Raw genomic sequence first — 25,918 nt, forward strand, 5'->3', positions numbered from 1 at the left:
GAGTGGTGGCGAATTTACAATTTTGAGAGACCCCACTCAGCTCTCAAGGGCAAGACACCTCAGCAAATATGGTTAAACCAAGAGGAACTCTATTTAAAAATGGCTGCGGCCTAGGGAATGAGGACACAACAAAGCCTATTAAGAATAATATAACCTAAATAGCCAATGAGAATATTTAAGTACTTAGCGCCTGAAAGAATTGATGTATTGAAGAATCAGACTCTGCGATTTACGCAGGCTAATTACTTAAATGATCCTTTCGAAAATCTTCCGTTTATATCTAAAGTAATGGATGAAGGCTATAATAATAAATTTCAAGAGGAATATTTAAATCCAGCACTACAACAGGCAATGAGCTTACAATTAACAGCAGAGCTTTTGCCTCCAGATGTCAGAGGGATGTTACCCGATGAGCAATGGAATGAGATACTATCAGCTTATCCAATGGATCAGGTTTTTGAAATGATGCCTTCATTGCATCCGAGTAATTTATTCGGTGCACTAATGAATCAGATGAATGAGTCAGACCCCACTACGCTACTAAAAGAATCTTTTAATAAACAATTCGGAGTGCTGAGCCTGACGAGAAGGAATGCTAATTTGACTATGTGGTCTCATTATACAAACAGTCATACAGGGTATGTTATAGAATTTGATCCCTCGAATCATTACTTTAATAAAACCATCAACGAAAATGATAGACTAAGAAAGCTCAATGATATCATATATGTTGATGAAAGGCCTAATGTCACGCTCTTTGATTCAAATTTTGAAGAAGACAAATTGATAGATCACATGGTTGAAAAGATACTATTGACAAAAAGTAAACATTGGGAGTATGAAGAAGAACTTCGGATGATTCAACCTCTGAATGAATCTGATATTCAAATTAATAATGGTGATATTCATTTATTTAAGTTCGATGCGCAAGCGGTAAAAAGTGTTTATTTCGGAGTTAATGCTAGTCCAGAATTTAAAGATAATGTGCTTCAATTATTAAGTGACCTCAAATATCAACATGTAGATGTGTATCAGGGTGAGTTAAGTAAGTCAGAATACAAGGTCTTGTTTCAAAAAGTAAAATGAGGAAAGTTTATAAATACTATTTTTTGTGTATAATTTGCAATTGCGTAAAAGTATTGCGTAGGTATAATATAAATGGCCTCTAAAAGGGAACAGATAAAGCTTAAAATCGACCCAGTTCGTAACTGGTTTTGGTGTATTGACTTTGGTGCGGCTTTTGTGATGTTCCTGTTCCAGCTATGGACAGCAACAATGAAAATGCGTCCTAAAATCGTGCAGTTTACACCTTCTAAAACAGAAGAAACCAAGCTTGCTGCCTAGTGTAATTACAAATGTACTTACGTTTTCGGTTGTCAGCCAAAGTAATAAGGTATATATTATATTTACTCAAAAACCCACGTTACAGGCTTGTAACGTGGGTTTTTAAATTTAGACCACTAGGTAACCTTTTATTTCAACCGTTCAAAATGGGATGTATATACAAGTGTATGTACAGTTTGTATGTACAAAAATGTTGAAGACTCGTATTGGTTGTAGGAGAGGGCGTTTTTAGGTAGCTTTACGCATTCTTATGACAAAAAATCAGAATATTTTCAGGGGAATGAAATGGTTATTGATGGGTAAAATATGATTGAAATGAACGCCGAAAATCAAAATACAGAATGGAAAGAATCATGGCGTGACGAATACCTGAAGTGGATATGCGGTTTTGCCAATGCGCAGGGTGGTACCATTGTCATCGGGAAGAATGATGGTGGTGACATCGTGGGTGTGTCGGATGCGGCCAAACTCATGGAAGACATTCCCAACAAAGTACGGGATGTGTTAGGCATTGTGGTCGATGTAAACCGCCATCAGCAAAACGGCTTGGAATATCTTGAAATTACGGTGGAGCCTTATCCCTATCCGGTCAATTACAAAGGTCAGTACCATTACCGCAGCGGTAGCACCAAGCAGGAGCTGAAAGGCGCGGCCCTGAACAAATTCATCCTCCAAAAAACGGGCCGACATTGGGACAGTGTACCCGTTCTTAATGTTACCATCAACGACCTCGACAGCCGGGCATTTGATAATTTCCGAAAAAGAGCCACGCGTTCCAAGCGCGTCGAAGAATCGGTTTTAGGAGAAAAGAACGAAGCGTTGTTGGAACACCTGCGATTGACCGAAAACCAACACCTAAAACGTGCTGCCGTTTTGCTTTTTCATCCCGACCCCGAAAGATTTATCACGGGAGCTTACATCAAAATTGGCTTCTTTGAAAATCAGGTTGACTTGCTGTACCAGGACGAAATCCATGGAACGCTTTTTGAACAGGTGGAAAAAACCATGGACTTGTTGCTGACCAAGTATATGCGGGCCATTGTGAGTTATGAAGGCATTGGGCGCATTGAAACTTATCTATTTCCCGAAGCCGCGTTGCGCGAAGCCCTGCTCAATGCCGTAGCGCACAAAGATTACAGCAGCGGAAATCCTATTCAAATCAAAGTCTATGACCACAAATTGTCATTGTGGAATACAGGCCATATTCCCGAAGGATGGAGCGTGGAGAAATTCCTGAACATTCACTCTTCCAGTCCCAATAATCCCGACATTGCCAATACCTTTTTCCGGGCGGGAATGATTGAGTCGTGGGGGAGAGGTATTTATAAAATCATCAACGAGTGCGAAAAAGCTCATGTACCTGCCCCTACCTACGAATTTTATTGGGGAGGGATAGAAGTGCATTTTACGGCGGTGAAAAGTTCGGTGAAAAGTTCGGTGAAGGGTTCGGAGAAAAGTTCGGAGAAAATACTGAAACTGGTCAGTGATAATAATCAAATGACCATTGCAGAACTTGCGCTGGCAGTTGGTATCTCAACTCGCGCTATTGAAAAACAAATCAGTAAACTCAAAAACTCAAAACAGCTTGCACGAATAGGGGGGGATAATGGAGGATATTGGCAAGTTCTGAATCCAACTCCATAACAGCGATAAAGCGCTGAAATCTCAACGCCCTCGGATTGGTCAATTCAACCTGATTTTGTACCTGTTTTGTACTCACGTAGTCATGTTAATATTAAACATTTGATTAATAATGTGTTATGTAGTTCCTACGCGTCCGCACAATGCACATTTGGTGCAGTTCGGCAACAATGAAAAACCGCTTCTACGCTATGTAGAAGCGGTTTTTTCGTTCTGTGCGATTCTCAGCTATTCAGAAAAGTTTCAGAAAAAATGGGTAAAATAACATTCCACGTAGAATTGGATAATCGCGTCAAAAAAGACGGTACGCAAAACATTCAACTAAGAATCACGTAAGCAAAAAAAATGCTTCGGGTTGCAGTGGCTTTTGGGTCCAAAAAATTCACTGGGATGATGAAAAAAAGAAGTAAGAAGAACACACCCATTGCATTCTCAAATCAACAATACGATTAAGGCAAAGCTGCCGGAGGTTGAACGGACCTACCTAAAACCCAAGTAACCGGCAGGAAGGTAACAGCTTCGACCCTTCAAAAGCAACTAAAAAAGAGATTGCGGGAGAGAGTTTTGTGCAGTATAGTAAACTTCGTGCTAAACAGATCACCAACGTAAGCAGCCGCAGTACCTGTAAATCTGTATTGAGCAAGCTTGATGTATACCTCAAAGGAAAAGATTTGCTTTTTTGAAGGGATTGATTACGATTGGATGAAAGGCTATGAACGATACTTGAAAAAGCCCGGCAATGGCACAAATACATCCACAACAATCTGAAAACGTTAAAAGCATCCTACAATGAGTCCATCAAATCAGGAGTTTTTGAGCCTGAAAAAATGTCGATGCGGGTGAAGTTTAAAAGTAAAAAAGCAAAGTCGGTCAGGATAAGTTTAACCTGGAATTGGCCAAAAATCACTTCCCTGCCTGAAATACATCGTAGTACACGAATTAATCCACCTGCTGGAACGTCACCACAACGCTGTTTTTCTTTCGTACATGGACAAATTTCTTCCCAATTGGAAGCAGTTGAAAAGGGAGCTAAACGTGCTGCCAGTGAGTCATTCTGATTGGAAGTATTGAGTTAAAAATATAGAAGTAGCAGTTCAAAAATAGGGGAAGTGTACCATTAGGTAACTTTTGGTGATTTTTTTGTGAAGGATAGGGATATTTTCTATTTTTATGACGCTTCCCACTAAGCTCTATTTTATCCATGCCTTTTCGTTATTTTCTGTTTTGGTTTCTTCTTATTTCTATTGGATTTTTACGTGCTCAATTGCCCGTTGCGGGCAATAACTTCGGCTATACACAGGGAACTGTTAGTGTTTCTGATGCGGGCGCGGCTACTTATTCTATTCCATTGGCGGTACCTTCGGGCACCAGTAGTTTACAACCTCAGCTTTCACTCCAGTACAACAGTCTCGGCGGAAACGGCCCCTTAGGTTTGGGGTGGAGTTTACAGGGACTTTCGGCCATTACGCGCATTGGTCGTACCCGGGCTCAGGATGAAACCGTGACGGCGACCAATCAAACCAAGAGCGTTGCTTTAAATGTAAGCTATACGAAAGAAGACCGTTATTCCCTGGATGGAAACCGATTGGTATTAGCTCCTGAATCTATCCTCACCAACCAACGATTGGATATCAATTATGGCGTTGATCAGACCGTTTATTATACTGAACAACAAACGTTTACGAAGGTAATTTTATATGAAAATTCTATAACGGGCGCTCCACAGTATTTTAGGGCTTATACTAAATCAGGGCTTATTATTGAATATGGAAACTCCGATAATTCCCGCGTAACAGATCCTATAAAACAGGTAGGAGTTCAATGGTTGATCAATCGTATCGAAGATCGCAAAGGCAACTTTATGACCTTTACGTACCTGCGCGATGAACAGACGGGGGAGTACCTTCCGGAAAGTATTTTGTATACAGGAAATGCCGCCGCGAACCTATCGCCCTACAACAAAATTCTTTTCATTTATGAGTCTCGCCCCGATGTTGCTACGCTGTATGGCTTGCGATTTCAGCAAAAAAGCAGCCTGACCCGGCGGCTGAAAACCATTCAGGTTTTGGCGCAAAACAACCTGATTCGGCAGTATGATCTTGCTTACCAAGTCAACCGCTATTCGCAACTGACATCGGTAACAGAATGCGATGGGGCAGGCAATTGCTTTAGCCCAACAACATTCCAATGGCAGAATACAACCGGTGCTCCCGGAAGCGCAGTAGCCCTCAGTAATACGACCACTAAACTAATGGGTGATTTTAACGGCGATGGGTTGCTCGATTATGTAAATTTTCAAAAAATAGTTACGCCCTATGCGGTCGGACAGTGGTCGGTGACGACCATTTATCAATTTGTGATAAACAATGGACAGGGTAGTTTTATTTTTGCTGGTGAGATAAGGCCGCCTACCCCTATGATACTGTCAGATGAGGCTTGGTTCGATCTCAGTTCTCGAACGCCTTTTGTTGCCGAGTTGAATGGGGACAATATTGATGATGTTGTATTGAATTGGAGTAACCTGACTTATATCCCGGGTATTCCGGTGCCCGTTAACACAGGCTTTGAATTTATCCTTTCAAGACCTACTCCGAGCAATCCCTATGCGTGTGCCTATAAATATACGAGATCGGCTATCTATGGCGCGGTTCTTCCGATGTTTGCGGATGTTTCGGGAGATGCCATTTCCGATCAAACCGTACTTACTTATGCTTCCGGCCAGCCCATTATCGGAACATCCCAAATCGTAAGTGATATTCCCGGCGATGCCAATGCTGAATACTACCAATTAGGCGAATATTCGGATATACCCGGCTATAACGCGGGACTTTCTTATGCTAATCCCAATCAACACATCGTTGACCTGAACGGGGATGGTTTGTCTGAATTATTTATCTACGATAAAAATACCGGGAATAACCTAACCGTATTTACCGGCTCCGTATTGGTAAGTTCCTCCGTCGTTGAACGCCAAAACAATTACCGTGTCGGTTATCGTCAATATACCAAAAACAGCGTCACGCCGAGTTATATTAACAAATCTGCCGGCACAACGGTTTTCTTTGATGCCAATGCCGATAAGATTCCTGATCTGACGTATTACCTGCCCGATTCCAATCTTGTTCGAATTTTGCCGAGCAGAGGAGATGGCACTTTTGCTGCTCCTGTAGATATCAAACCAAAATCAGGAGCAACCGACGTACTGAAGACTTACCCCAATCTTCTCCAACTTGACCATGATGCCGATGGACTGATGGATCTGGTGTTTTATGAAAAAACATCAGGTAACAATGTGCTTTTTCTCAACCAGGGGAATTTTGCTTTTGCACCTGCCGCTCAGTCAACCAATGTATATCCGCCTGCGATGTTCAAAACAGGTAATTGGTATAAAATAGGGCCATTGATGAAAGGCTCCGTTGCTGATGTACTGTATTATGATGCCGCGCAGAATAAATCCTATGTCATGCCTCTTGGTCAAAAAAGCAGTATTCTGATCACTAAGATTACGAATGGGGCGAATCTGACCACGACGATTGTTTATGATAACCTGCTCAATCAGAATTTTCATAAACGAACGGGCAATATCCAATACCCGATCATTGATTTTCAGGCCGCATTGAATGCCGTGGCCAAAGTTCGTGTCAGCTCGCCCGATGGCTACACCTCAGCTACCGCTTACCGCTACGAAGGAGCAACGTTGAACATTGAAGGGCGCGGATTTCGCGGATTTTCACGGATCATCGAAACAGACACTGTCACGGGAATTTATTCCGTTAAAACGTACCGACAGGACTTAAACAGTTGGCGCTATGGCAGTGCCAGCCTGCTGAAAGTGGAGCGTTTTTACGGAGACGGTGGGCTGATATCTTTGCTTGAAAATACCTCAACTTTAATTCCCTACCCAACCAATACCCCCGCCAATAACCTGAACCGTGCCAAGAGCTTTTTTGGATATTATAGCAATCGAAAAACGGTTGATTATGTTACCGGGAAAACACGCTATACCCGCCAACAAATGGACGAGTATGGAAATCCGATTTATGTAGTCACAGATTATGCCAATGGCTACCGAGACTCAACCCGTATTGCCTACCAAAATGACACAAGTCGCTGGTTATTAGGACTCCCTCTTACAACCACTCAATTTTATTTGGCAACTGGACAAACGACCATCAGTCGTCAAAGCAGTGCTGAGTATGAAGCTACGACCGGATTGGTCACCCGCAAAACGGCTTTTCCCAATCTTAACGACCAACAAAAACAGGTAACCGCTTATACCTACGATGCTTTCGGGAATATAACTCAACAGGACTTGACCGCTTGGAACGGCACGCAAAATGAAACCCGAACCAACAAAGCTACCTATGAATCAACGGGTAGATTTGCGCTTACCCGAACCAATGCTCTTAATCAGACAGTCGGCGCAACTTATAACGTTAATTTAGGACTGAAGCTAACCGAAACCGACCCCAATAACTTAACCGCAACCTATGAATACGATGGCTTTGGTCGCTCTACAAAGCAAACGTCTCCCGACGGAACTTGGCAAGCCACGGCTTACCGATCGGCAAGCGCAGGTTTGTTCAGTAGCCCCTTCGGTGCGGTGTATCTTACCTACCATCAAACAAGCCAAGGGCAGATTATGTTGGAGCATTTTGATGCGTATGGGCGATCAGTGCAAACAAAGACCAAAGGCTTTGACGGGCGTTTTACGGTGGTTCAGCGAACTTATCAGCGGGTGGGCGTTAATGAGCAGGCCAAAGAAACGTATCCTTATTTTGAAGGTGAAGCCTCCGTTGGCTATACCCTCAGCGAAAGCGATATATTGGGTCGTCCTTCCAAGCATTACGAAACAAAAACGGGTGGTCAACGAATTGCTTTTACCACGTATGCCGGGCAATTGATCAGTATGACCAACTTCGCCGGTCAAACAAAAGTTGAGGTCCGCGACAGTAAAGATCAATTGGTAGAAAGTCGGTGGAACGACGGACATAACGTTTATTATGGGTACAATACAGCAGGTGATCAGGTAGCTTCCCGCGATTTTAAAAACAACACCATTGTGCATGATTACGACGCGCGCGGCTACGAAACAGCCATGTCGGATCCTGATCTGGGTTTATACCAATACATCTACAATGGATTTGGAGAATTGATCAGCCAAACATACCCCAACGGAGATGTGGTGAGAATGGAGTATGACAAACTGGGTCGGCTTGTGAAGCAAACCCAAAAAGAAGGGGTCACCACTTGGCAATATGATACGGGAAACAAAGCGATTGGGCAAGTTTCGTCCGTCAGCAGTTATGCCACCCAAACTTCAAACAGCTATGATAACCTCGGCCGTCGCAGTCAGCAAACGCAGGTGATTGATGGCCTGACCTACACCACTAACTACGCCTATGATGCACAGGGCCGTATGCAGCAGTTAACTTATCCAACGGGTCTGAAGTTGAAGTACGTTTATAATGCACACGGTTATCTTTCCGAACTGCGCAACGGAACGACCGATGCTGTTTTTTGGAAACAGAACAGTGCCGATGCGGCCGGGCATTTGGTGCAACAGCAATTTGGGAATGGGGTCGTTACGGACCAACAATATGAGCCAACCACTCAGTATTTACTGGGAATTAAATCTACCTATAACACTTCTGTTATTCAGCAGTTTGCGTATCAATACAATGATCTGGCCAACCTCACCGAGCGCGTGGATGTAAAGCGTAATAAACGGGAAATATTCACTTACGACGCCCTCAATCGCCTGACTTCTGCTCAGGTAGAAGGTGCAGGAGCTATTCAATTGGAGTACGATGAGTTGGGGAATATTACCTCAAAATCTGATGTCGGCAACTATTTTTACGGTCCGGCTGGAAATGGCCCGCATCGGCTGAAAACGGTAGTTTCATCGGAAAGCAACTTATCCTGTTCACTTGCCTTGAACATTGGAACGGAATACACTTCCTTTAATAAAGTAAGTCGTATGTCCAACGATACGTCGTATGCACAGATTACGTACGATGCCGGTCATCAGCGGGTAATGCAGAAGTTGTTTGTTCGTAACAGTTTATCCCGAACCAAACGCTACGTAGGCAGTTTGATGGAAGTGGAAACCTTTGCCGATGGCCGCACCCGTACAACGCATTTTTTGAACGGGATCGGGTTATGGGTTGATGAAAAACCCACCGGCGGCAGCACCACTTCACAGGTAAAATACCTATTGAAAGACCATTTGGGCTCTTCAACCGGATTTACGGGTGTAAATGGTACGTTGCAGGAAGAATTGAGTTTCGACGCCTGGGGCCAACGTCGCAATGCCGATTGGACTCCATTGACCACTAACTATAAAGGCTACGAACGAGGATTTACCGAGCACGAGCACTATGATCTATTCAGCCTAATCGACATGAACGGACGGGTATATGACCCTATATTGGCCCGCTTTCTCTCACCCGACCCCATCGTTCAGGACCAAACCAATTTGCAGGCATTCAATCGGTACAGTTATGTCATGAATAACCCACTGAACGCGACGGACCCTAGTGGGTATATAGGTGAGAAGACCTATATTCAACAAGTTGGATCTGCCTATAGTCAAATTTATATTCAACAAGTTGGATCTGCCTATAGTCAAAGCTATAGTTATCAGAATATATACATCCAACAATTGGGCTATACAAATGCTCAAAATCAGGCCGGCTATACTTATTACAATACGCCTAGTACAAATGTTCTCTCTTCATCTGCAATTGCTCAAAATTCGGCAAGTGGAAATCCATCTAATTTATTAAGTATTGGCTATGGACAGAATGTTACAAATAACAGCAGTTCTACCAAAAGCAGTAAACCAATCCGGAAGTCAGCTAATGAACAAATTATTGGAAACAAAAATGAGAAAAAACAATTTACCGGCAACACATATGATTTAATACATAGTAAAGGATTTAATGAAGAAGGTTTAGCAATGACTGAAGTTAAGAAACGTGAGGATTTACATAAAGGATTATCATTGGCTGGAAATTTAGCGGGAAGTGCAGAGGCAATGGTTCATGATTTATCTGATGATGATGGGTATTCGTCAAGGGATAGAAAAATCTTTTCAAAGACGTTATCTGTAGCAGATAAAGCAATTACAGTTGTAGATATCGCAACTAGAGTAAAAGAAGGTGATTTGACTGGAGCAGCTACAGAAACTACAAAGGTTATAGTAGCGGAAAAGGTAACTGAAAATGCCGTCAAAACTTATGGAAAAGGGCTTATGCCATGGTTGAAGGGATTTGTCATATCAATAGGAGTTGCAACATTTTTTGAAACGTTATTGGAGCCAAGGCCAGCATATTAACTACTTTATTATTCCTTAACAATGTGTAGAAGTTTAAAAAATGCAATAATCGTGTCTATTAAATTGTGGACTGCTAGTTTGTTATTTTCTCAATTATTTTTCTATTCTTTGATTGGGTACTCACAAACAACCTTGACACTCAACTACGACACCAACGGCAACCGCCTTTCCAAAAGTTTGCAAGGCAGCAGCCACAATCCAACCGTGGTTGCTACGCCGTCGGCGGTGAGTCCGAATCAGGCTTGTACGCTTACGGCTTCGGGCTGCCCGGGTACGGTGCAGTGGTCAACGGGGCAACAAGGAGCTTCTATCTCCGTAACGCCGGCTACTAGTACGCAATATACCGCCGAGTGCATTACGCCTAACTGCGCTAACAACGGCATCGGTCAGGCCACGGTGGAAGTGTATCAATGTACACCGGATGCCATTGGCATAACCTCCACTTTGTATACCACCCGTAACGGCCAAACCGTCACGCTGACGGCTTACGGATGTCCCGGTACGGTCAAATGGTCAAACGGTCAGATTGGCTTTACCATTAGCCCGCAGGTGTATGGGGCTTCGAGCACATTCACGGCCACCTGTTCCAAGCGAAATTGCCCCAACAGTGGCTCAGGAAGCGTAAGCATTGCGGGAATTACGGGTTGTAATTCAGGCGACGTGCTGGTAACTGCCCAAGCGGGGAATTGGAACGCAACCACTACATGGGTGTGTGGGCGTATTCCAACGGTTACAGATGAGGTATATCTTAATCACGAAGTTCAGGTGAATGTCAACGGCTTTGCCAAAAGTATTACGTTGGGAACCGGTTCTCTTAATTATCCTAACAATTCATTTGTCACATTATCAGAGAATTAACATCAAGTTATTATGAAAAAGACGCTTTTGTTTCTGTTTGTTTCCATCCATACCTCATTTGCCCAAAATCAATTGAAATTAGGAGCAAATCGGTTTATTCATAATACAGGAGATGGAAATACCTTTATGGGGCTACAAGCAGGAAGCAATGTTACAACGGGGAATTCAAATACCTCCTTGGGGTATTATTCCGGAAATGCAATCACCGTTGGAGCTGCCAATACTTATTTGGGCTATTTGGCCGGGAGTTATAATGGCCTCGGAAGCAGTAATGTTTTTGTAGGATTTGCGGCAGGGTGGAGAAATACCGCAAACTCCAATGTTATTGTTGGCAGAAGTGCTGGAGCATTCAGTACTACTGGAACTCAAAACGTTTTTGTAGGGAATTTAGCTGGATTAGGGGTTGAAAATGGAACGAACTCTGGTTCGAACAATACTTTTTTGGGAGAAAGTTCGGGTCTTAAAATTTCATCAGGTTCAACCAATACCTTTATCGGCAAATCGGCGGGTTACGAAAATACGACGGGGTCAACTAACGTATTTGTTGGTTATGAAACGGGAAAAGCCAATACAATTGGAGCCAATAATGTATATGTAGGAGGAAGCGCCAATGGTTTTGGCACTAACGCCGCATCCTTGCAAAGGGCGGCGGCGGTTGGCTACAACGCTCGTGTTTCTATCAATGACGCCATCGTTTTGGGCGATTTTCAGAATAACAATGTGAAAGTAGGCATTGGTGTCCATGACCCACAGCATCGTTTAGATGTAAAGGGCGTTATCAATATGCGGGCAGCTTTTAATAGTCCAAGTCTTAAGATCAACGGACGGGATTTCTTAGGGTTAGATGAGCAAGGCGAGTTTATTGTTTCCAATTTCAAAATGAAATACCAATCCGAAAACCAATGGGCTGATCGGGTTTTTAAGAAAGGATATATATTGATGCCTTTGGCACAATTGGAAGATTACATTCAGGAGCATGAGCATTTGCCCGGTATCCCTACTGCAAGCGAAGCGGTTGAAAAAGGCGTCAGTACGCAGGAAATGACGGCAAAATTGTTGGAAAAAGTGGAAGAACTGACGCGTTATGTGATTGAACTTAAAAATGAGAATGAAGGCTTGAAAAAAGATTATCAGGAAGTCCTTAAACGCCTCCCTATCAGTAATAAGTAATGTAAGTCCACTTAACACTCAAACAGTTTAAAATTAGCTAATGCCCCTAAATTTTAACTCAAAGTACCAAGTGTTATACGTACACATTCCCTACATACACGCCTATATCGCCCCTAACTCCTTTGATGGCTTCCTGAGGTTGGGCCGTTAGTTTTTTGTCTACCGTGGCATTTTTTACAGTCGAAGGTTGGGCTTTTGTTTGTAAAATAATGAGAAAGAGAAAATAGAAAAATAAGTGTTTTTTCATTGATGAAGTGTGAAATATATGTTTTGAAATAAGTACTGAATCGTAAATAGTTTTTATTATTTTATACATTCAATAGACCCACCCCGCCCCGTTGGGGCACCCCTCCCAAGAGGGGATTTACGCTCTAATCCCCTCTTGGGAGGGGGGGCGCGTAGCGACGGGGTGGGTTTGGAATAGAACAAATTATTTTTGACCACATACTTAACCGTAATTAATTCAAACTTTTCTCCAAAACAATCTTAGGCGCACCGGCATTGTCGGTCAATATTCCCACGATGTTGAAGTTGTGCTTTAGGTTCAAAATCAGCATGTTGCGCCATTTGTTGTAAGTCATGGTACGCACCGTATGGTAGCCGTTGGCGCGGCACCACTCGTGTTGTAACTCCATTAAATGACCCGCAATTCCCTGTCCTCGGTGAGTGGGCAATACGCAGCCCAACCAACTGTAAAAATGCCCTTCCTTGCGTCGGTAGCCCATTTTGTAGCCGACGGCATCATCGTTTTCGTACGCAACGAGGGTCAAAAGGTGAGATGTTTCGTTGATTTCTCCAATGAGTTGGGGGCGTTCCTGCCCGTCAAAAACCTGAAAATGCAGCGTTAGAACTGCTTCTAAAACAGCCTCGGGAAGTTGATTTATAAAGGTTTTGTACTCAATCATGGTTGTACCAATGTGGTGGATGGATTCAGTTGACCAGCTTCAAAATCGCGGATATTTTGGAATGTAACCTGCGCGATTTGACACAGAGCTTCTTCCGTAAAAAAGCCCTGATGGGAAGTGATAAGGACATTTGGAAACGACATCAGACGCATCAGCATGTCGTCTTGAATGATACTTTCTGACAAATCATGAAAAAACAAATCGGCTTCTTGTTCGTACACATCAATACCAAAATAGCCCAAATGTTCCGTTTTGAGGGCTTTTATCACCGCACTCGTATCCACCAACCCACCCCGACTGGTATTGATAAGCATGGCGTTGGGTTTCATTTGTTGCAAGGTATCGGCGTTGATAAGGCGGTTGGTTTGTGGCGTGAGCGGACAGTGCAGCGAAACAATATCGGAGGTGCCAAACAGGGCATCCAAAGCAACGTATTCAATGCCAAGAGCAACTAAATCGGGGTGGGGCTGTAGGTCATAAGCTAATACCCGACAGCCAAATCCCTTCATGATTTTGGCAAAGGCTTCGCCGATTTTTCCCGTTCCGATTACGCCTACCGTTTTGCCAAACAGGTCAAAGCCCGTCAATCTTTCGAGCGAAAAATTCCCTTCACGTACGCGGTTGTAGGCTTTATGGGTTTTGCGGTTGAGCGTCAGGATGAGTGCTACTGCGTGTTCGGCCACGGCGTGGGGCGAATACGCCGGCACGCGCACCACCGCAATTCCGTGGGCTTTGGCGGCTTGTAAATCCACATTGTTGAACCCTGCGCAGCGCAGCGCGATGATTTTGACATTTTTGGCGGCCAACTGCTCAATAACTTCGGCGTTGAGTTGGTCGTTGACGAACACACAAACCGCTTGGCTGTCATTTAATAAATCAATGCTTTCGAGGCTTAAGTCGGTTTCATAAAACTTTAACTGATAGGAAGTGTTGAAGCGATTAAAATAGCTGCGGTCATAAGACTTCGAACTGAAGAAAGAAATTTTCATAATGGATGAGTTGCTTAAATTAAAAGTGACCTAACAGTAAAATAATAGTCTAAGGATTTGCAAGGACTTAAAAAAAAGGTAGATTTGGGTCTTGCCAAGTTAATTTTTTTCTAAAACTTAATCAAAATCTCGAACAATTATGGGACTCATGTCATTTTTTAAAGGAGTAGGTGAAAAAGTCTTTGGTAAAGACAAAGAAGTTGAAACCGCTGCTCCCGAAAAAGTTGCTGACTTAAAAGCCAGCGCTTTACTACAGCACGTGAAGACGCTTGGGCTTGCTTACAACAAATTGATTGTAAAAGTATCGGGCCACACCGTTATTCTTGAAGGAGAAGTTGCCGCTCAGGAAGATTCTGAAAAGATTGCATTGGCAGTTGGTAACGTAGAAGGCGTAGAGGCGGTTGACAACAACATCATTGTGGAAACTCCCGCGCCTGAAGCACAGTATCATGAAGTGAAAAAAGGAGATACGCTCTCTTTGATTGCGAAACATTACTACGGTGATATGATGAAATATCCGGTCATTTTTGAAGCCAACAAGCCAATGTTGTCCGATCCTGATAAAATCTATCCAGGCCAGATTTTACGCATTCCTGCGCTTTAGTTAGTAAAGATTTAGAAGTTTAAAAGGGTTGAAAGTTGAGGTAATTCTGCCTAACTTTTAACCCTTTTTTGTATGCTTAACTGATTTATTATCAGTTGTTTGTTGTCTGGCTGATTTTTCAATTCTCCAATTTTGAATTTGCTTCAATGGAAAGGGTAAATCATTGAAGGTAAATTGGGTATATATTTCTTCTACTCCCCCAAAACTTTGGTAAAATGAAGCAATAGACGGAAGTTCGGGGCTTTCAAAATCAAAGACAAAATCAGTGCCAGCGTATTCTTGGATGATTTTGTCAATCAGCCAGGTGCGGCCGTTCCCTTTTCGACCCGTGGGTGAGGCCGCGTTGAAAAGATAAATGATTCGGTTCTCAAAAATTGCAAACAATGCGCCGGCTTCAATGCGCCCATCTTTGGTGGCGTAGACTAATCGCAAGGCTTTTTTTTGCGCTAATACAGCCGTTATTTTTCGTAATAAATCGTATGCCTTCTCCGAAACTCCACCCGCAATTTGGGAGGAATGGTTTTTTTGGAATAATTGGATAATCGGCTCAATGTCAGTACTTTGTTTAGACTGCCAGCCGAATAGTTGCGCGCGTTTTAAATTCGTTTTTCGGTCATTTGAATAGTTTTGAAAAAGAACAGCGTAGGGGAGGTGCAGCGGTAAAACTACATTGTTCGCTTTTTTTATTTTTAATGAATTGGGAAAAACCGTTTGCGCAGCAAAGCGCCCCGTGTAAATAGAAACGTAGCGAAATGAGGTTGTTAAATGAGACAAAAGCAGATTTGATGCTTCCTGAAAATCAACGTTTAAGTGGGCGAAAATTCCTAAAAGTTGACAGAAAAAAGGTTGTTGTATTACTTTCAAGCCCCATTTTTGGCGACAGGGCAGAGGCATCACCGCTTGCCATTGGCCATTTTGTGTCAAGACCAGCGCCTTCCAATCAGGCGAAACCGTATCCAAATACCATGAATAGGCGTAGAGTATCTGCTGCGGAGAAGCAGCAATAAAATCATCCCATTGGGTGGAATCTAGTTGGGAGCGATGGAGTAGAAGGACGGGCACATGAATAATCGTCTGATTACTAACTGAAAGTACTCCGAATTTTTTGAACAGCATCTTTGACCGAATCATCCTGTTCCATCAAATCGCTGATGGTCTGGATGGCGTGAATGACGGTGCTGTGGTCGCGGCCACCAAAATGGTATCCGATGGATTTTAGCGATAAATCCGTCAGTTCTTTGGCGAAATACATCGCTACCTGACGTGGGTAAACCAACTCTTTCTTCCGACTTTTACCTTTCAAATCGGCAATGCTCACGTCGTAATAATCCGATACAATTTCTTGAATCGTATCAATATTGACTTCGCGGTCTTCGGCCGTCACGATGTTTTTCATGACGACTTTGGCCAAATCGAGGTCAATATCGCGGCGAACCAACGAAGCTTGGGCCATCAATGAAATGATTACCCCTTCCAATTCTCGCACGTTGGTATTGACGCTGTGGGCAATGTATTCAATGACGCTGTATTCGATATAAATTCCCTCGGCCTGCAATTTACGCTGAATAATGGCAATCCTTGTTTCAAAGTCGGGCTGCTGGAGGTCGGCGGTGAGGCCCCATTTAAAGCGGGAGAGCAATCGGTCTTGCAAGCCCTGCAACTCGCTCGGACGGCGGTCGGAAGTCATGATGATTTGACGCCCCGACTGGTGCAAGTGGTTGAATATATGGAAGAACGTATCTTGTGTTTTTTCTTTTCCTGACAAAAACTGCACATCGTCCAGAATCAACGCATCGACTTTCATGTAAAAATCGGTGAAATCTTGGAGCGTGTTGCTTTTGATGGCGTTGATAAATTGGTTGGTAAATTTCTCTGACGAAACATACAGCACAAATTTATCGTGGTGATGGCCTTTGATGTGGTTGCCAATGGCCTGTACCAAGTGTGTTTTGCCCAGCCCTACGCCGCCATAAATCAGCAGTGGGTTGAAAGAAGTTACCCCGGGGCGTTGGGCCACGGCCATGCCTGCCGAGCGGGCCAAGCGGTTACAATCTCCCTCGATGTAATTGTCAAAACTATAAGTAGGATTGAGGTACAAATCCAACTCCGACGAATCGGGGCTGCGCGGAGGTTGTGGGGTGGCTTTTTTTGGCTCAGAGGCGGCTTTTTGACGCGCTTCGGCGGCTTCGGGTGAGTTGGTGGTCGGAACGTGAACCTTGATGGGAGGTTGCCGGTCACCGCCTGTATCTACGATGATGGAGTATTCCAGTTGGCCATCGCGACCGATGGCGTGGTCGAGTGCCCTACGCAGCACGTGAATATAATTCTCCTCCAGCCACTCATAAAAGAATTGACTCGGAACTTGTATGGTCAAAGTTTTCCCCGCAAGCCGAAAGGGTACTATCGGCTCAAACCAGGTTTTAAAGCTCTGTTCAGGAACGTTGGCCTTAATGACTTGAAGGCACTTTTCCCATACAACAGCCACTTCTTGTTGAAAAAAACTATCCACTGAGTATCCTGAGTTATTCGTAAAAAACGGTCCAAAAATGTTGAGAGAGTACTATCTAAGTGTCAGTAAATCTGATTTTTAACGTTTAGCTCCGAATACATGTAAGGTCACCAAAAACCTTTTTTGCACAACCGCCCTTAAATTAAGGGTTGCAAAAATAGGAAAAATGAATTAGAAACAATGACTTAAATATACTGATTTTGTTTTTGGAATGGCAAATTTAAAATGGGACAAGCTAATATTGTATTATAGATAGGATAGATAAGACGGTATTTGTTTTGCAGGAAGTTGAAAGCTCAAAATATAACTCCTATTTTTACCTTCAGTAACGTAAAACGTACTTTTTTTTATTAAAAACAGTTCATGAGCTTTTCCCTTTTTTCAGAATTTTCGCCATCCGATAAAAACGCGTGGGTACAACAGGCGCTCAAAGATTTGAAAGGTAAAGACTACGACAAAACATTGTTGTGGAATACCCCCGAGGGCTTTGTGGTGGAACCGTATTATACCGACCAAGAGGTGCAAGAAACACAGCTTACGGGGTTGCAGGCGGCTCAACAAAAGAAATTAGGCTGGTTGAATCAACCCGTAGTGGTCTATGAAAGCGAGCGGGCTACCAATGCGGCAATGCTGGCGGTTTTGCAAAAAGGCGTTGACGCCCTGACACTGGACTTACGGAATACAGACCTCGAAATCATTGAGTTTACCAAACTTCTCTACGGAATCAAACTCAGCGATACACCTCTATTTTTTCAAACCAACGGACAAAATACCGCTTTGATTCGCGCCCTTCAAACGTTTATTGCGTACCAAATGAAAGGAGGTTTGGCTGATGATGGCTTGGCAACGTGGATGACGACGGGGCAACTTTCGGAAACGTATTTTGCCGAATTGGCAGCGATAGCCATCGCCACAAAAGCATCGCCTAGCTTCAAAACCATCTGTGTAAGTAGCCATGTGTTTCATAATGCGGGTGCCAACGCGGCGCAAGAATTGGCCTTCGCGCTGGCTTCGGCGGTGACGTATGCTGATAAGCTGACCGATGCGGGCCTTGACCCAGATGCCGTTTTTTCGAAACTTTATTTTTCGGTTTCGATTGGTACCAACTACTTTATGGAAATCGCAAAGTTGCGGGCGTTGCGGTTTTTATGGCAACGGGTGCAGGTGGGTTGGGGAATAGAACCTAAAATAGCCTACGTTCACGCCCAAACTTCGACTTTCTACGACGCGGCCATTACGCCCAATACCAATCTGTTGCGGGCGACAACCGAGGCCATGAGCGCGGTGATTGGCGGTTGCGATGCGCTGACCGTTCACGCATACGACGCCACGTTTCGGACGCCAGATGAATTTTCGGAACGTATTGCCCGAAATATTTCTATCCTTTTGAAAGAAGAAAGTTATCTTGATAGAACCCTTGACCCAGCGGCGGGTAGTTATTTTCTCGAAAACCTGACCCAACAATTGGCAGAGGTCGCTTGGAGTTTGTTTTTGGAAGTTGAAGAAAAAGGCGGCTTATTGGCAGCTTTTGAACAGGATTTTATTCAAAATAAAATCGAACAAAACGCAACTGAGACCCTGGCCGCCCTTCAACAGGGAACGCGGGTAATGGTAGGCGTGAACAAATTTCGGGTGGACGAAGAAGTGCCAGTGAAATACACTCCAACTCCCGAAGCTATCAATAAAGCCGTGTCTTTTAAATTACTTCGCCCCCAACGTATCGCCCAAACATTTGAACGATGATACAGACCGTTCAATTTGCCAAAATATTGCTAAAAAAATATAGTTGAACTACAACTAATGAAACCCAACTTCCTCAACATACACTCTTCCATTCAAGCCCCAATTTCCGAAATGGGGTCGAGCAAAGCTTTTGTAACCGCAGAAGGTATCAAAGTGAAACCTACCTTTACCAAAATGGATATTCGGGAGGCAGAACACTTGGTTTTTGGGGCAGGGATTCCGCCTTTTTTGCGTGGCCCTTACAGCACGATGTACGTCCAACAGCCTTGGACGATTCGCCAATATGCAGGTTTTTCTACGGCCGAGGAGTCCAATGCCTTTTATCGTCGGAATTTGGCCGCCGGCCAAAAAGGACTTTCTGTGGCGTTTGACTTGGCCACGCACCGAGGTTATGATTCCGACCATCCGCGCGTGGTGGGTGATGTGGGCAAGGCAGGCGTCGCGATTGACAGTATCGAAGACATGAAAGTGTTGTTTGACCAAATTCCGCTTGATCAGATGTCGGTGTCGATGACCATGAACGGGGCGGTATTGCCCATCATGGCCTTTTATATCGTGGCGGCGGAGGAGCAAGGCGTAAAACCCGAGCAATTGGCAGGGACGATCCAGAACGATATTTTGAAGGAGTTCATGGTGCGCAATACTTACATTTATCCACCAGCGCCGAGTATGCGTATCATTGGTGATATTTTTGCGTATGCCAGTAAGTTTATGCCCAAATTCAACAGCATCAGCATTAGCGGCTACCACATGCACGAAGCGGGCGCGCCCGCGCACATTGAGCTGGCCTACACGCTGGCCGATGGCTTAGAATACCTGCGCACAGGGCTGGCAGCGGGCATGGACATTGACGGTTTTGCACCTCGTTTGTCGTTTTTTTGGGGCATTGGCATGAACCATTTTATGGAAATCGCCAAGATGCGGGCGGGACGATTGCTTTGGGCTAAAATTGTTAATCAATTTGGCCCAAAAAACAGTAAATCGTTGGCGTTACGCACGCATTGCCAGACATCGGGCTGGTCACTGACGGAGCAGGACCCATTCAACAACGTGGCCCGGACCACCATTGAAGCCATGGCGGCGGCGTTGGGACATACGCAAAGTTTACACACCAATTCGCTCGACGAAGCTATTGCATTGCCGACCGATTTTTCGGCGCGGATTGCCCGAAATACACAGTTGTATTTGCAGTACGAAACCGATATTTGTCGGGTGGTAGACCCGTGGGGCGGGAGTTATTACGTCGAATATTTGACCAAGGAACTGACCGAAAAAGCTTGGGCGTTGATTGAAGAAGTGGAAGAGATGGGTGGTATGACCAAAGCTATCGAAGCGGGTTTACCCAAAATGCGCATCGAAGAAGCCGCCGCCCGTAAGCAGGCGCGCATTGACAGTGGAAAAGACGTAATTGTAGGTGTAAACAAGTATAAACCCGATTCGGTAAAGCCGCTGGAATTGTTGGAAGTGGACAATAAAGCTGTTCGTGAAGCGCAGGTAGCGCAACTTGCGCGTATAAAGGCCCAACGAAACACCGAAAAAGTACAACAGGCATTGGCGGCCATTACGGACGCTTGCCGACAGCAGGGAGGGATGGACAATACAACCAATTTGCTGGCGTTGGCGATTGAAGCCGCCCGCGTGAGAGCTACCCTCGGGGAGATTTCGGATGCCATGGAAAAGATTTTTGGAAGATATAAAGCCGTGATACGTTCTATTTCAGGAGTTTACAGCGCGGAGGTTTCGGACGATGAGAATTTCCGAATTGCCCGCGAAATGACCGACCGCTTTGCTGAGCTGGAAGGCCGTCGACCACGAATTATGGTGGCCAAAATGGGGCAGGATGGTCACGACCGGGGCGCCAAAGTCATCGCCACGAGTTTTGCCGATTTGGGCTTCGATGTCGATATGGGACCGCTGTTCCAGACGCCCGAAGAAACCGCCCGTCAGGCGGCCGAAAATGATGTGCATATTGTGGGAGCGTCTAGCCTTGCGGCAGGACATAAAACCCTTGTTCCTCAGCTCATTGAAGAACTCAAAAAACTCGGTCGGGAAGATATTATGGTCATTGCAGGGGGCGTCATTCCTCCGCAAGATTACGACTTTTTGTACAAAGCGGGCGTCAAAGGTGTATTTGGCCCCGGTACGGTGATTTCGGTCGCGGCTCAAAAGATTTTGAAGGAATTGATGGGAGAGTAAGGGAGTACAAAAAACAAATACTCTTTTGGAAGATGCCTTGTTAGCAACAGCAAGGCATTGAATAGTAAGTTAACTAGGCATCTGAAATCTAATTGAAATGAGCAATACGAACAATGTCGCTCATAGGTAACGTAGTAATTTCGTTGCCCATTTACAATTTTAGGTTTATGTTTGAGTAAAAATTAGGTTTCAGGAATTCAACCATGCAACAATACCACGACTTACTTCGCCATATTTTAGCCCACGGAGCCCGCAAAACTGACCGTACGGGCACGGGAACCATCAGTGTATTTGGCTACCAGATGCGCTTTGACCTTCAGGAAGGCTTTCCACTGGTCACGACCAAAAAGGTTCATACCAAATCCATCATCCACGAGTTGCTTTGGTTTTTGAAGGGCGATACCAACACCAAGTACCTCAAAGACCACGGCGTGAGCATCTGGGACGAATGGGCCGATGCCGACGGCAACCTCGGCCCCGTCTACGGCAAGCAATGGCGCAGTTGGGAAGCCCCCGACGGACGCATCATTGACCAGTTTCAAGATGTGTTGAAGCAACTCAAAAACAATCCCGATTCTCGACGCATTATTGTATCGGCTTGGAATCCAGCCGATTTGAATAAAATGGCCTTGTCCCCCTGCCATGCCTTGTTTCAGTTTTATGTGGCAGATAATAAACTCTCGTGCCAGCTCTATCAGCGCAGTGCGGATGTGTTTTTGGGGGTGCCTTTCAATATCGCAAGTTACGCGCTCTTGACCATGATGATTGCGCAAGAGTGCGGCTTTGAGTACGGTGATTTTATCTGGACGGGCGGTGATACGCACATTTACCTCAACCATTTGGAACAGGTAGAGTTGCAACTGTCGCGCGAATTGCGACCGTTGCCGATGATGAAACTAAACCCCGATGTAAAAAGCGTATTCGACTTCAAATTTGAAGATTTTACGCTCGAAGGCTATGCGCCTTGGCCGGGCATTAAGGCTCCCGTAGCGGTGTAATGGGTAGGTTTTTAGGTATTTAAGGATTAGTCAGTCGTTAATTACATCATCGTCAAGCCACTATCCGACTGTTTCGGTTTTACCTCCTTTATCGCTAGCGTTATTGGAGTGAGGTTTTGTGTTGTTAGTGTGTTTCTTTAAATTAGTGTACTTTTTTACAGTTTACTATTATGAAATACCCACTTATCGTTTCGGATATTAACATTTTGGGTGGAAAACCATGTATTAAAAATACCAGAATTAGCGTACAGCTGATATTAGAATGGATAGCTTCTGGAGCAACCATTCATGATATTGCCTCAAAATACCCGCATATACCCGCAGAAGGAATTCAGCAGGCTATTCTGTATGCTTCTGATGCCATGAAAAATGAAATTGTCATTGAAGTCCAACATTCTGCCGCTGCTTAATGAAGCTCTCCGACTTTTTATTTTTCACCGACGAAAACATTGATCCTTTATTAGTTGTATTTCTCCGAGAACAGGGATTGGATGTGTTTGATACAAAAGAGAACAACCTTTTTGCTGCTTCAGATGCTTTTCTATTGGATATGGCAACCAAAAATAATCGCGTAGTTATTACGTTAGATAGCGATTTTGGCACTTTAGTGCATAAAGATCAATCTACTTTTTTAGGAATTGTTTTTTTAAGACCGGGGCACTTTGATTCTTCGTATCATATCCAAACATTTCAGGCGCTTTTGAATGTAAACCCAGAAATAGAGTCTCCTTTTATGGTCATTGCGGAATGGGCGAAAGGAGGAGTTAAAATAAGAATCAAAAATGCAATGATTTATTAAGCCGGGTGAAAGTACTTTTTGATGCATCCTGTAATTACAACTCCTCCAAATACAGCGTATTCCCCTCTACATTTCGCTGTATTTTTTTGCCGTTGATGGTGGTCGTAAACGTGACGGGCTCGAAGGCTTCGGCAAAATTATCTTGAAACAGCAGTAGCCGTTTGCCCGTTTTTGGGTTTTTCCACACTTGTAGCCACGGCTGATTGTGTTTGAACGCCCGTGCAAACTCTCCCGTGTCATTTTGCCAAACCGCTTTTGTGGTTTCCTGCGTGGCTCTTTGGTAATCAAAACCGTAGCTTTCGCGGGTTTGGGTGCCGTCTAGAATGTGCTGATACTTGGCAAACAACTCATGCGCCTGCACCATAGTAGCTATCCCGAGGGCGTCTTTGCCGATGTAATCTTCGTTGAGTGAGGGGCAAGCGGGTTGGTCGGGTCCTTGGTACTCATACACAAAATAGCCCCCCGTCTTTTGCGATTCACACGAAAGGTTTCCGTTGATTTTGGAATACCTCAACGCCTGATAAGGATTGTAGGATTGACCAAAAATCCAGTAATTGGTGTAGAAAACGCGTGGATTGCAAAGGTGAACAAATACCGCATCCCGCACCAGATTCATGGGGTACATCACCCGATTGTCTAGTTGTCTGACGTAGCCTTTGGTGCCGTTGCCTACCTTAAATCGCCGCGTGTAGCTGCGTCTGGCGTCGGCGGGCTTGTCTTCGTAGGGCCAAAGAAAGTTGAGGAATTTTACTTTTGGGGGCACAATCAGCGATTTCAGATTGAGTACATCCAGCGTTCGTAGGTACCAGTTGATGGGGGCTTTCCAGACTTGAGGCGGTTGGTCGGTGGCATCACTCGTATTGACGGTGCTGCTCGTGTAGCCAAAACCCGTCATGAGGATGGCCGGATAAGGAATTTTTACGTTTTGGATGGATTTTGTTTCTTGATGAATAGCCAAATAGTCATCAATGTTTTTTTTGCCAGCGCTCCAGTTGTCGTTGGCGTAGCCGTCTAATGTGAAGGTGTTTCCCTTAAACGTAAACGACGGTGCATCCCCAATCCATGAATAAAACAACTTTCCGTAGCGTTTGTAAATCCGGTCCGAAAGCTCGTACATGATTTTCCCAAAGTTGGGGTCTGACATGTCCCAATACCATCCTTCTTCGGCTTTGCCAGGCTCAAAATCGACCGAAAAAGCGTCGGCGGGTGTGCTTTTAGCCAACCAATCGGCGGCTTGGTCGAGTTGCTTTGAATCAAAACGGGTAATTCCTTGCTTATTTCGCGGCTTGATGTGCTTGATTAAGCCATCCACTTCTCCCGCGTATAGGAGTTTAAACTTAGTGGGGTTAACGTTCCAATTGACCTTTTGTAAGTTCTTAATGGGTTCGTCAATGGGCAATGATTCAGAACCGTATTTTTTGTTAAGCAACGTAAATGCGGGGGTTTGTTTGAAAATCCGACTGTCGCCCACGGCACCATTATTGGGCCAAAGCGGCTGAGTATAGGCGATTTTTGACGGGGTTTTGTCCAACGAATCCCGCACCCAAAAAATGGCCTCGTAGGCGGCGGCGTATTTGGCCTGCCCAGCGGCCACGTTAAACGCCGACGTGAGCCAGCTTTCCGAATTTACGTTGGCTACTTCCGTGACGTATTTGACAAGATGAATCCAGCGGTTGGGTAAAAGCGGTTGTTGCGTAAGCTGACGCGCATCTACTCGGTTGACACTGCCGTTGAGGGCATAGTAAGTCGTGCGGCCTTGCTCTGGCTTTGAGGCATCGACCAAGTATAATTTATTGTCGGTGCGGCGTTCAATCCGCAATTGGAGTTGTTGGTCTTCGTAGCGGTTGGGGTCAGGTTCAAATTCAAAATGAACAATGGCCGCTTGGGCGCGCGGAAGGGCTTTGAGCGCAGGAACAACTTGGAGGGTGGTGGTTGGGGTGCGTTCGCCAGTAAAATACGTTGCGATTAGGTAAGTACCCGCAATGAGCCCTGCTGTTATGCCTATTTTCATGCTATTTTTCACTTGAGAAGTTCTTTGACGTCTTGGAGGTAACGTTTAACAACTTCCAACTGTTGTATGGCCCGTTTTATTTTGGTGCGTTGACTGCGGTCCGATTCCATGATTTGGCGTGCCGCCGACAGTTTGTGTTTTTTGTGCTCAACGAGGTAGACAATTTCGTCGAGAATTTCCAAATCTGCTAATGTGTAGATGCGGTCACCGCCACGTTTTTCGGGTTTTAGCATCGGAAACACCGATTCCCAATACCGCAGTTTGGAGGCGTCAAAACCATAACGAACGGCCACTTCGTTGATGTTATAATAAAGTTTATGAGAGTCGTCATTCATCGTGATTCTAACAGTTTGAGGCTTTTGAGGTGGAGAGCAAGTACCGAATCCGTGGCTATTTTGGCTTTGATTTCTTGGAGGGTGGTGGGGGAGAGCGTAGGTGTTCGGCTGATAATGTCCACGCCTTCGGGTGTAAATAGTGTTTTTGAAAACCATATTACGGCCCACTGTCCTGAAGAATCAAGAAGCGCCACTTTCCATTTGCTTTTCAACAGGCTCAACATCCCTTTTCCACGCCAAATAAAAGTCGTTGGGTCGGTTGAGTCTTGTAAATCATAACCTGTAATAGTTGCTGGCTTACCGTTTTTGAGGTATTTGACTTCATCCAATAAGGTCCTTTCTTGGTGGGCAACCAAACTATAATTGAATGTTGGATGGGTTTTGTTTCCCTTGAGCCACATCGGAAAATTGGTGGCGCAAATAAACCAAGTGCCCACCAATGTATGAAGTACTTTGTCCATGATGAAAAAACAAAAT

At 44.5% G+C, this 25,918-nt stretch carries 22 protein-coding genes; 14 read left to right on the forward strand and 8 right to left on the reverse strand.

The genetic code is table 11. The features are described from left to right. The first annotated feature begins 165 nt into the window (after positions 1–165). The 8 genes from DVG78_RS18255 to DVG78_RS18285 all read left to right on the forward strand — a co-directional run bounded on the left by DVG78_RS18255 (position 166) and on the right by DVG78_RS18285 (position 12,352). Positions 166–1,086 carry a DUF2971 domain-containing protein gene (locus DVG78_RS18255; RefSeq protein WP_114462492.1) on the forward strand — a complete coding sequence of 307 codons (921 nt, stop codon included), beginning with the start codon at positions 166–168 and terminating at the stop codon, positions 1,084–1,086. A gap of 564 nt (positions 1,087–1,650) precedes the next feature. Beyond that, complete coding sequence (locus DVG78_RS18265) at positions 1,651–2,988, forward strand: ATP-binding protein (RefSeq protein WP_229598266.1); 1,338 nt, start codon at positions 1,651–1,653, stop codon at positions 2,986–2,988. Positions 2,989–3,097: 109 nt separating this feature from the next. After that, positions 3,098–3,250, forward strand: a complete 153-nt coding sequence (locus DVG78_RS30095) for a hypothetical protein (RefSeq protein WP_158550049.1) — start codon at positions 3,098–3,100, stop codon at positions 3,248–3,250. Positions 3,251–3,633: 383 nt separating this feature from the next. Beyond that, a complete protein-coding gene (locus tag DVG78_RS30655; RefSeq protein WP_374755723.1) occupies positions 3,634–3,753 on the forward strand; it encodes a phage integrase SAM-like domain-containing protein in 120 nt (39 codons plus the stop codon). 183 nt (positions 3,754–3,936) lie between these two features. Continuing rightward, the gene (locus tag DVG78_RS30385; protein ID WP_229598271.1) at positions 3,937–4,056 is read left to right on the forward strand and encodes a DUF45 domain-containing protein; all 120 of its coding nucleotides are present in this window, start codon (positions 3,937–3,939) and stop codon (positions 4,054–4,056) included. 130 nt (positions 4,057–4,186) lie between these two features. Then, complete coding sequence (locus DVG78_RS18275; RefSeq protein WP_114462495.1) at positions 4,187–10,324, forward strand: SpvB/TcaC N-terminal domain-containing protein; 6,138 nt, start codon at positions 4,187–4,189, stop codon at positions 10,322–10,324. Positions 10,325–10,456: 132 nt separating this feature from the next. Next, complete coding sequence (locus DVG78_RS18280; RefSeq protein ID WP_114462496.1) at positions 10,457–11,182, forward strand: hypothetical protein; 726 nt, start codon at positions 10,457–10,459, stop codon at positions 11,180–11,182. Positions 11,183–11,194: 12 nt separating this feature from the next. Continuing rightward, positions 11,195–12,352, forward strand: a complete 1,158-nt coding sequence (locus DVG78_RS18285; protein WP_114462497.1) for a hypothetical protein — start codon at positions 11,195–11,197, stop codon at positions 12,350–12,352. Positions 12,353–12,425: 73 nt separating this feature from the next. On the opposite strand, the gene DVG78_RS30105 is transcribed toward DVG78_RS18285, so the two are convergent. The 3 genes from DVG78_RS30105 to DVG78_RS18295 form a co-directional block, all read right to left on the reverse strand. Further along, positions 12,426–12,599 carry a hypothetical protein gene (locus DVG78_RS30105; RefSeq protein ID WP_158550051.1) on the reverse strand — a complete coding sequence of 58 codons (174 nt, stop codon included), beginning with the start codon at positions 12,597–12,599 and terminating at the stop codon, positions 12,426–12,428. 211 nt (positions 12,600–12,810) lie between these two features. Then, on the reverse strand, positions 12,811–13,257 hold the full coding sequence (locus DVG78_RS18290) for a GNAT family N-acetyltransferase (RefSeq protein ID WP_114462498.1): 447 nt from the start codon (positions 13,255–13,257) through the stop codon (positions 12,811–12,813). Then, a complete protein-coding gene (locus DVG78_RS18295) occupies positions 13,254–14,246 on the reverse strand; it encodes a 2-hydroxyacid dehydrogenase (RefSeq protein ID WP_114462499.1) in 993 nt (330 codons plus the stop codon). Before DVG78_RS18295 ends, DVG78_RS18290 begins: the two co-directional genes overlap by 4 nt. A 139-nt stretch (positions 14,247–14,385) precedes the next feature. Here DVG78_RS18295 and lysM point away from each other — a divergent pair, with 139 nt between their 5' ends. Continuing rightward, positions 14,386–14,850 carry a peptidoglycan-binding protein LysM gene (lysM, locus tag DVG78_RS18300; protein ID WP_114069602.1) on the forward strand — a complete coding sequence of 155 codons (465 nt, stop codon included), beginning with the start codon at positions 14,386–14,388 and terminating at the stop codon, positions 14,848–14,850. 57 nt (positions 14,851–14,907) lie between these two features. On the opposite strand, the gene DVG78_RS18305 is transcribed toward lysM, so the two are convergent. Both DVG78_RS18305 and dnaA read right to left on the reverse strand, forming a co-directional pair. After that, the gene (locus DVG78_RS18305) at positions 14,908–15,966 is read right to left on the reverse strand and encodes a GNAT family N-acetyltransferase (protein WP_158550052.1); all 1,059 of its coding nucleotides are present in this window, start codon (positions 15,964–15,966) and stop codon (positions 14,908–14,910) included. Continuing rightward, on the reverse strand, positions 15,932–17,359 hold the full coding sequence (gene dnaA, locus DVG78_RS18310) for a chromosomal replication initiator protein DnaA (RefSeq protein WP_114069604.1): 1,428 nt from the start codon (positions 17,357–17,359) through the stop codon (positions 15,932–15,934). Before dnaA ends, DVG78_RS18305 begins: the two co-directional genes overlap by 35 nt. Before the next feature lie 363 nt (positions 17,360–17,722). On the opposite strand from dnaA, the gene DVG78_RS18315 reads away from it, so the two are divergent. The 5 genes from DVG78_RS18315 (at position 17,723) to DVG78_RS18335 (ending at position 23,095) form a co-directional block, all read left to right on the forward strand. Beyond that, positions 17,723–19,102 carry a methylmalonyl-CoA mutase family protein gene (locus DVG78_RS18315; protein ID WP_114462501.1) on the forward strand — a complete coding sequence of 460 codons (1,380 nt, stop codon included), beginning with the start codon at positions 17,723–17,725 and terminating at the stop codon, positions 19,100–19,102. A gap of 57 nt (positions 19,103–19,159) precedes the next feature. Beyond that, positions 19,160–21,298: a methylmalonyl-CoA mutase gene (gene scpA, locus DVG78_RS18320; RefSeq protein WP_114462502.1), complete on the forward strand. Its 2,139-nt coding sequence runs from the start codon at positions 19,160–19,162 to the stop codon at positions 21,296–21,298. Positions 21,299–21,501: 203 nt separating this feature from the next. Next, positions 21,502–22,296: a thymidylate synthase gene (locus DVG78_RS18325; RefSeq protein ID WP_114462503.1), complete on the forward strand. Its 795-nt coding sequence runs from the start codon at positions 21,502–21,504 to the stop codon at positions 22,294–22,296. A 170-nt stretch (positions 22,297–22,466) separates the two neighbouring features. Then, positions 22,467–22,706, forward strand: coding sequence for a DUF433 domain-containing protein (locus DVG78_RS18330; RefSeq protein WP_114462504.1), 240 nt, complete (start codon positions 22,467–22,469; stop codon positions 22,704–22,706). Beyond that, positions 22,706–23,095 carry a DUF5615 family PIN-like protein gene (locus DVG78_RS18335; RefSeq protein ID WP_114462505.1) on the forward strand — a complete coding sequence of 130 codons (390 nt, stop codon included), beginning with the start codon at positions 22,706–22,708 and terminating at the stop codon, positions 23,093–23,095. The genes DVG78_RS18330 and DVG78_RS18335 overlap by 1 nt, the downstream gene beginning before the upstream one ends. A 34-nt stretch (positions 23,096–23,129) precedes the next feature. On the opposite strand, the gene DVG78_RS18340 is transcribed toward DVG78_RS18335, so the two are convergent. Genes DVG78_RS18340 through DVG78_RS18350 form a run of 3 tightly spaced genes read right to left on the reverse strand, consistent with a single transcriptional unit; the run spans position 23,130 to position 25,902 of the window. Beyond that, on the reverse strand, positions 23,130–25,106 hold the full coding sequence (locus tag DVG78_RS18340; RefSeq protein WP_114462506.1) for a hypothetical protein: 1,977 nt from the start codon (positions 25,104–25,106) through the stop codon (positions 23,130–23,132). A gap of 8 nt (positions 25,107–25,114) precedes the next feature. Beyond that, positions 25,115–25,441 (reverse strand): MerR family transcriptional regulator, encoded by a 327-nt coding sequence (locus DVG78_RS18345; protein WP_114462507.1) that lies wholly within the window; start codon positions 25,439–25,441, stop codon positions 25,115–25,117. After that, positions 25,438–25,902, reverse strand: a complete 465-nt coding sequence (locus DVG78_RS18350; RefSeq protein WP_114462508.1) for a lipocalin/fatty acid-binding family protein — start codon at positions 25,900–25,902, stop codon at positions 25,438–25,440. Before DVG78_RS18350 ends, DVG78_RS18345 begins: the two co-directional genes overlap by 4 nt. Positions 25,903–25,918 lie beyond the last annotated feature (16 nt).

It is taken from the genome of Runella aurantiaca (assembly GCF_003339505.1).
Taxonomy (GTDB): domain Bacteria; phylum Bacteroidota; class Bacteroidia; order Cytophagales; family Spirosomataceae; genus Runella; species Runella aurantiaca.

Bases quoted from the DNA above. Each gene is read 5' to 3' on its own strand.
- DVG78_RS18345 (WP_114462507.1), bottom strand. From the start codon at position 25,441: ATGAATGACGACTCTCATAAACTTTATTATAACATCAACGAAGTGGCC.
- scpA (WP_114462502.1), top strand. From the start codon at position 19,160: ATGAAACCCAACTTCCTCAACATACACTCTTCCATTCAAGCCCCAATT.
- DVG78_RS18265 (WP_229598266.1), top strand. From the start codon at position 1,651: ATGATTGAAATGAACGCCGAAAATCAAAATACAGAATGGAAAGAATCA.
- DVG78_RS18335 (WP_114462505.1), top strand. From the start codon at position 22,706: ATGAAGCTCTCCGACTTTTTATTTTTCACCGACGAAAACATTGATCCT.
- lysM (WP_114069602.1), top strand. From the start codon at position 14,386: ATGGGACTCATGTCATTTTTTAAAGGAGTAGGTGAAAAAGTCTTTGGT.
- DVG78_RS18295 (WP_114462499.1), bottom strand. From the start codon at position 14,246: ATGAAAATTTCTTTCTTCAGTTCGAAGTCTTATGACCGCAGCTATTTT.
- DVG78_RS18325 (WP_114462503.1), top strand. From the start codon at position 21,502: ATGCAACAATACCACGACTTACTTCGCCATATTTTAGCCCACGGAGCC.
- DVG78_RS30095 (WP_158550049.1), top strand. From the start codon at position 3,098: ATGTGTTATGTAGTTCCTACGCGTCCGCACAATGCACATTTGGTGCAG.
- DVG78_RS18285 (WP_114462497.1), top strand. From the start codon at position 11,195: ATGAAAAAGACGCTTTTGTTTCTGTTTGTTTCCATCCATACCTCATTT.
- DVG78_RS18290 (WP_114462498.1), bottom strand. From the start codon at position 13,257: ATGATTGAGTACAAAACCTTTATAAATCAACTTCCCGAGGCTGTTTTA.
- DVG78_RS18350 (WP_114462508.1), bottom strand. From the start codon at position 25,902: ATGGACAAAGTACTTCATACATTGGTGGGCACTTGGTTTATTTGCGCC.
- DVG78_RS30105 (WP_158550051.1), bottom strand. From the start codon at position 12,599: ATGAAAAAACACTTATTTTTCTATTTTCTCTTTCTCATTATTTTACAA.
- DVG78_RS18305 (WP_158550052.1), bottom strand. From the start codon at position 15,966: ATGCTGTTCAAAAAATTCGGAGTACTTTCAGTTAGTAATCAGACGATT.
- DVG78_RS18330 (WP_114462504.1), top strand. From the start codon at position 22,467: ATGAAATACCCACTTATCGTTTCGGATATTAACATTTTGGGTGGAAAA.
- DVG78_RS18255 (WP_114462492.1), top strand. From the start codon at position 166: ATGAGAATATTTAAGTACTTAGCGCCTGAAAGAATTGATGTATTGAAG.
- DVG78_RS30655 (WP_374755723.1), top strand. From the start codon at position 3,634: ATGTATACCTCAAAGGAAAAGATTTGCTTTTTTGAAGGGATTGATTAC.
- DVG78_RS18275 (WP_114462495.1), top strand. From the start codon at position 4,187: ATGCCTTTTCGTTATTTTCTGTTTTGGTTTCTTCTTATTTCTATTGGA.
- DVG78_RS18315 (WP_114462501.1), top strand. From the start codon at position 17,723: ATGAGCTTTTCCCTTTTTTCAGAATTTTCGCCATCCGATAAAAACGCG.
- DVG78_RS18340 (WP_114462506.1), bottom strand. From the start codon at position 25,106: ATGAAAATAGGCATAACAGCAGGGCTCATTGCGGGTACTTACCTAATC.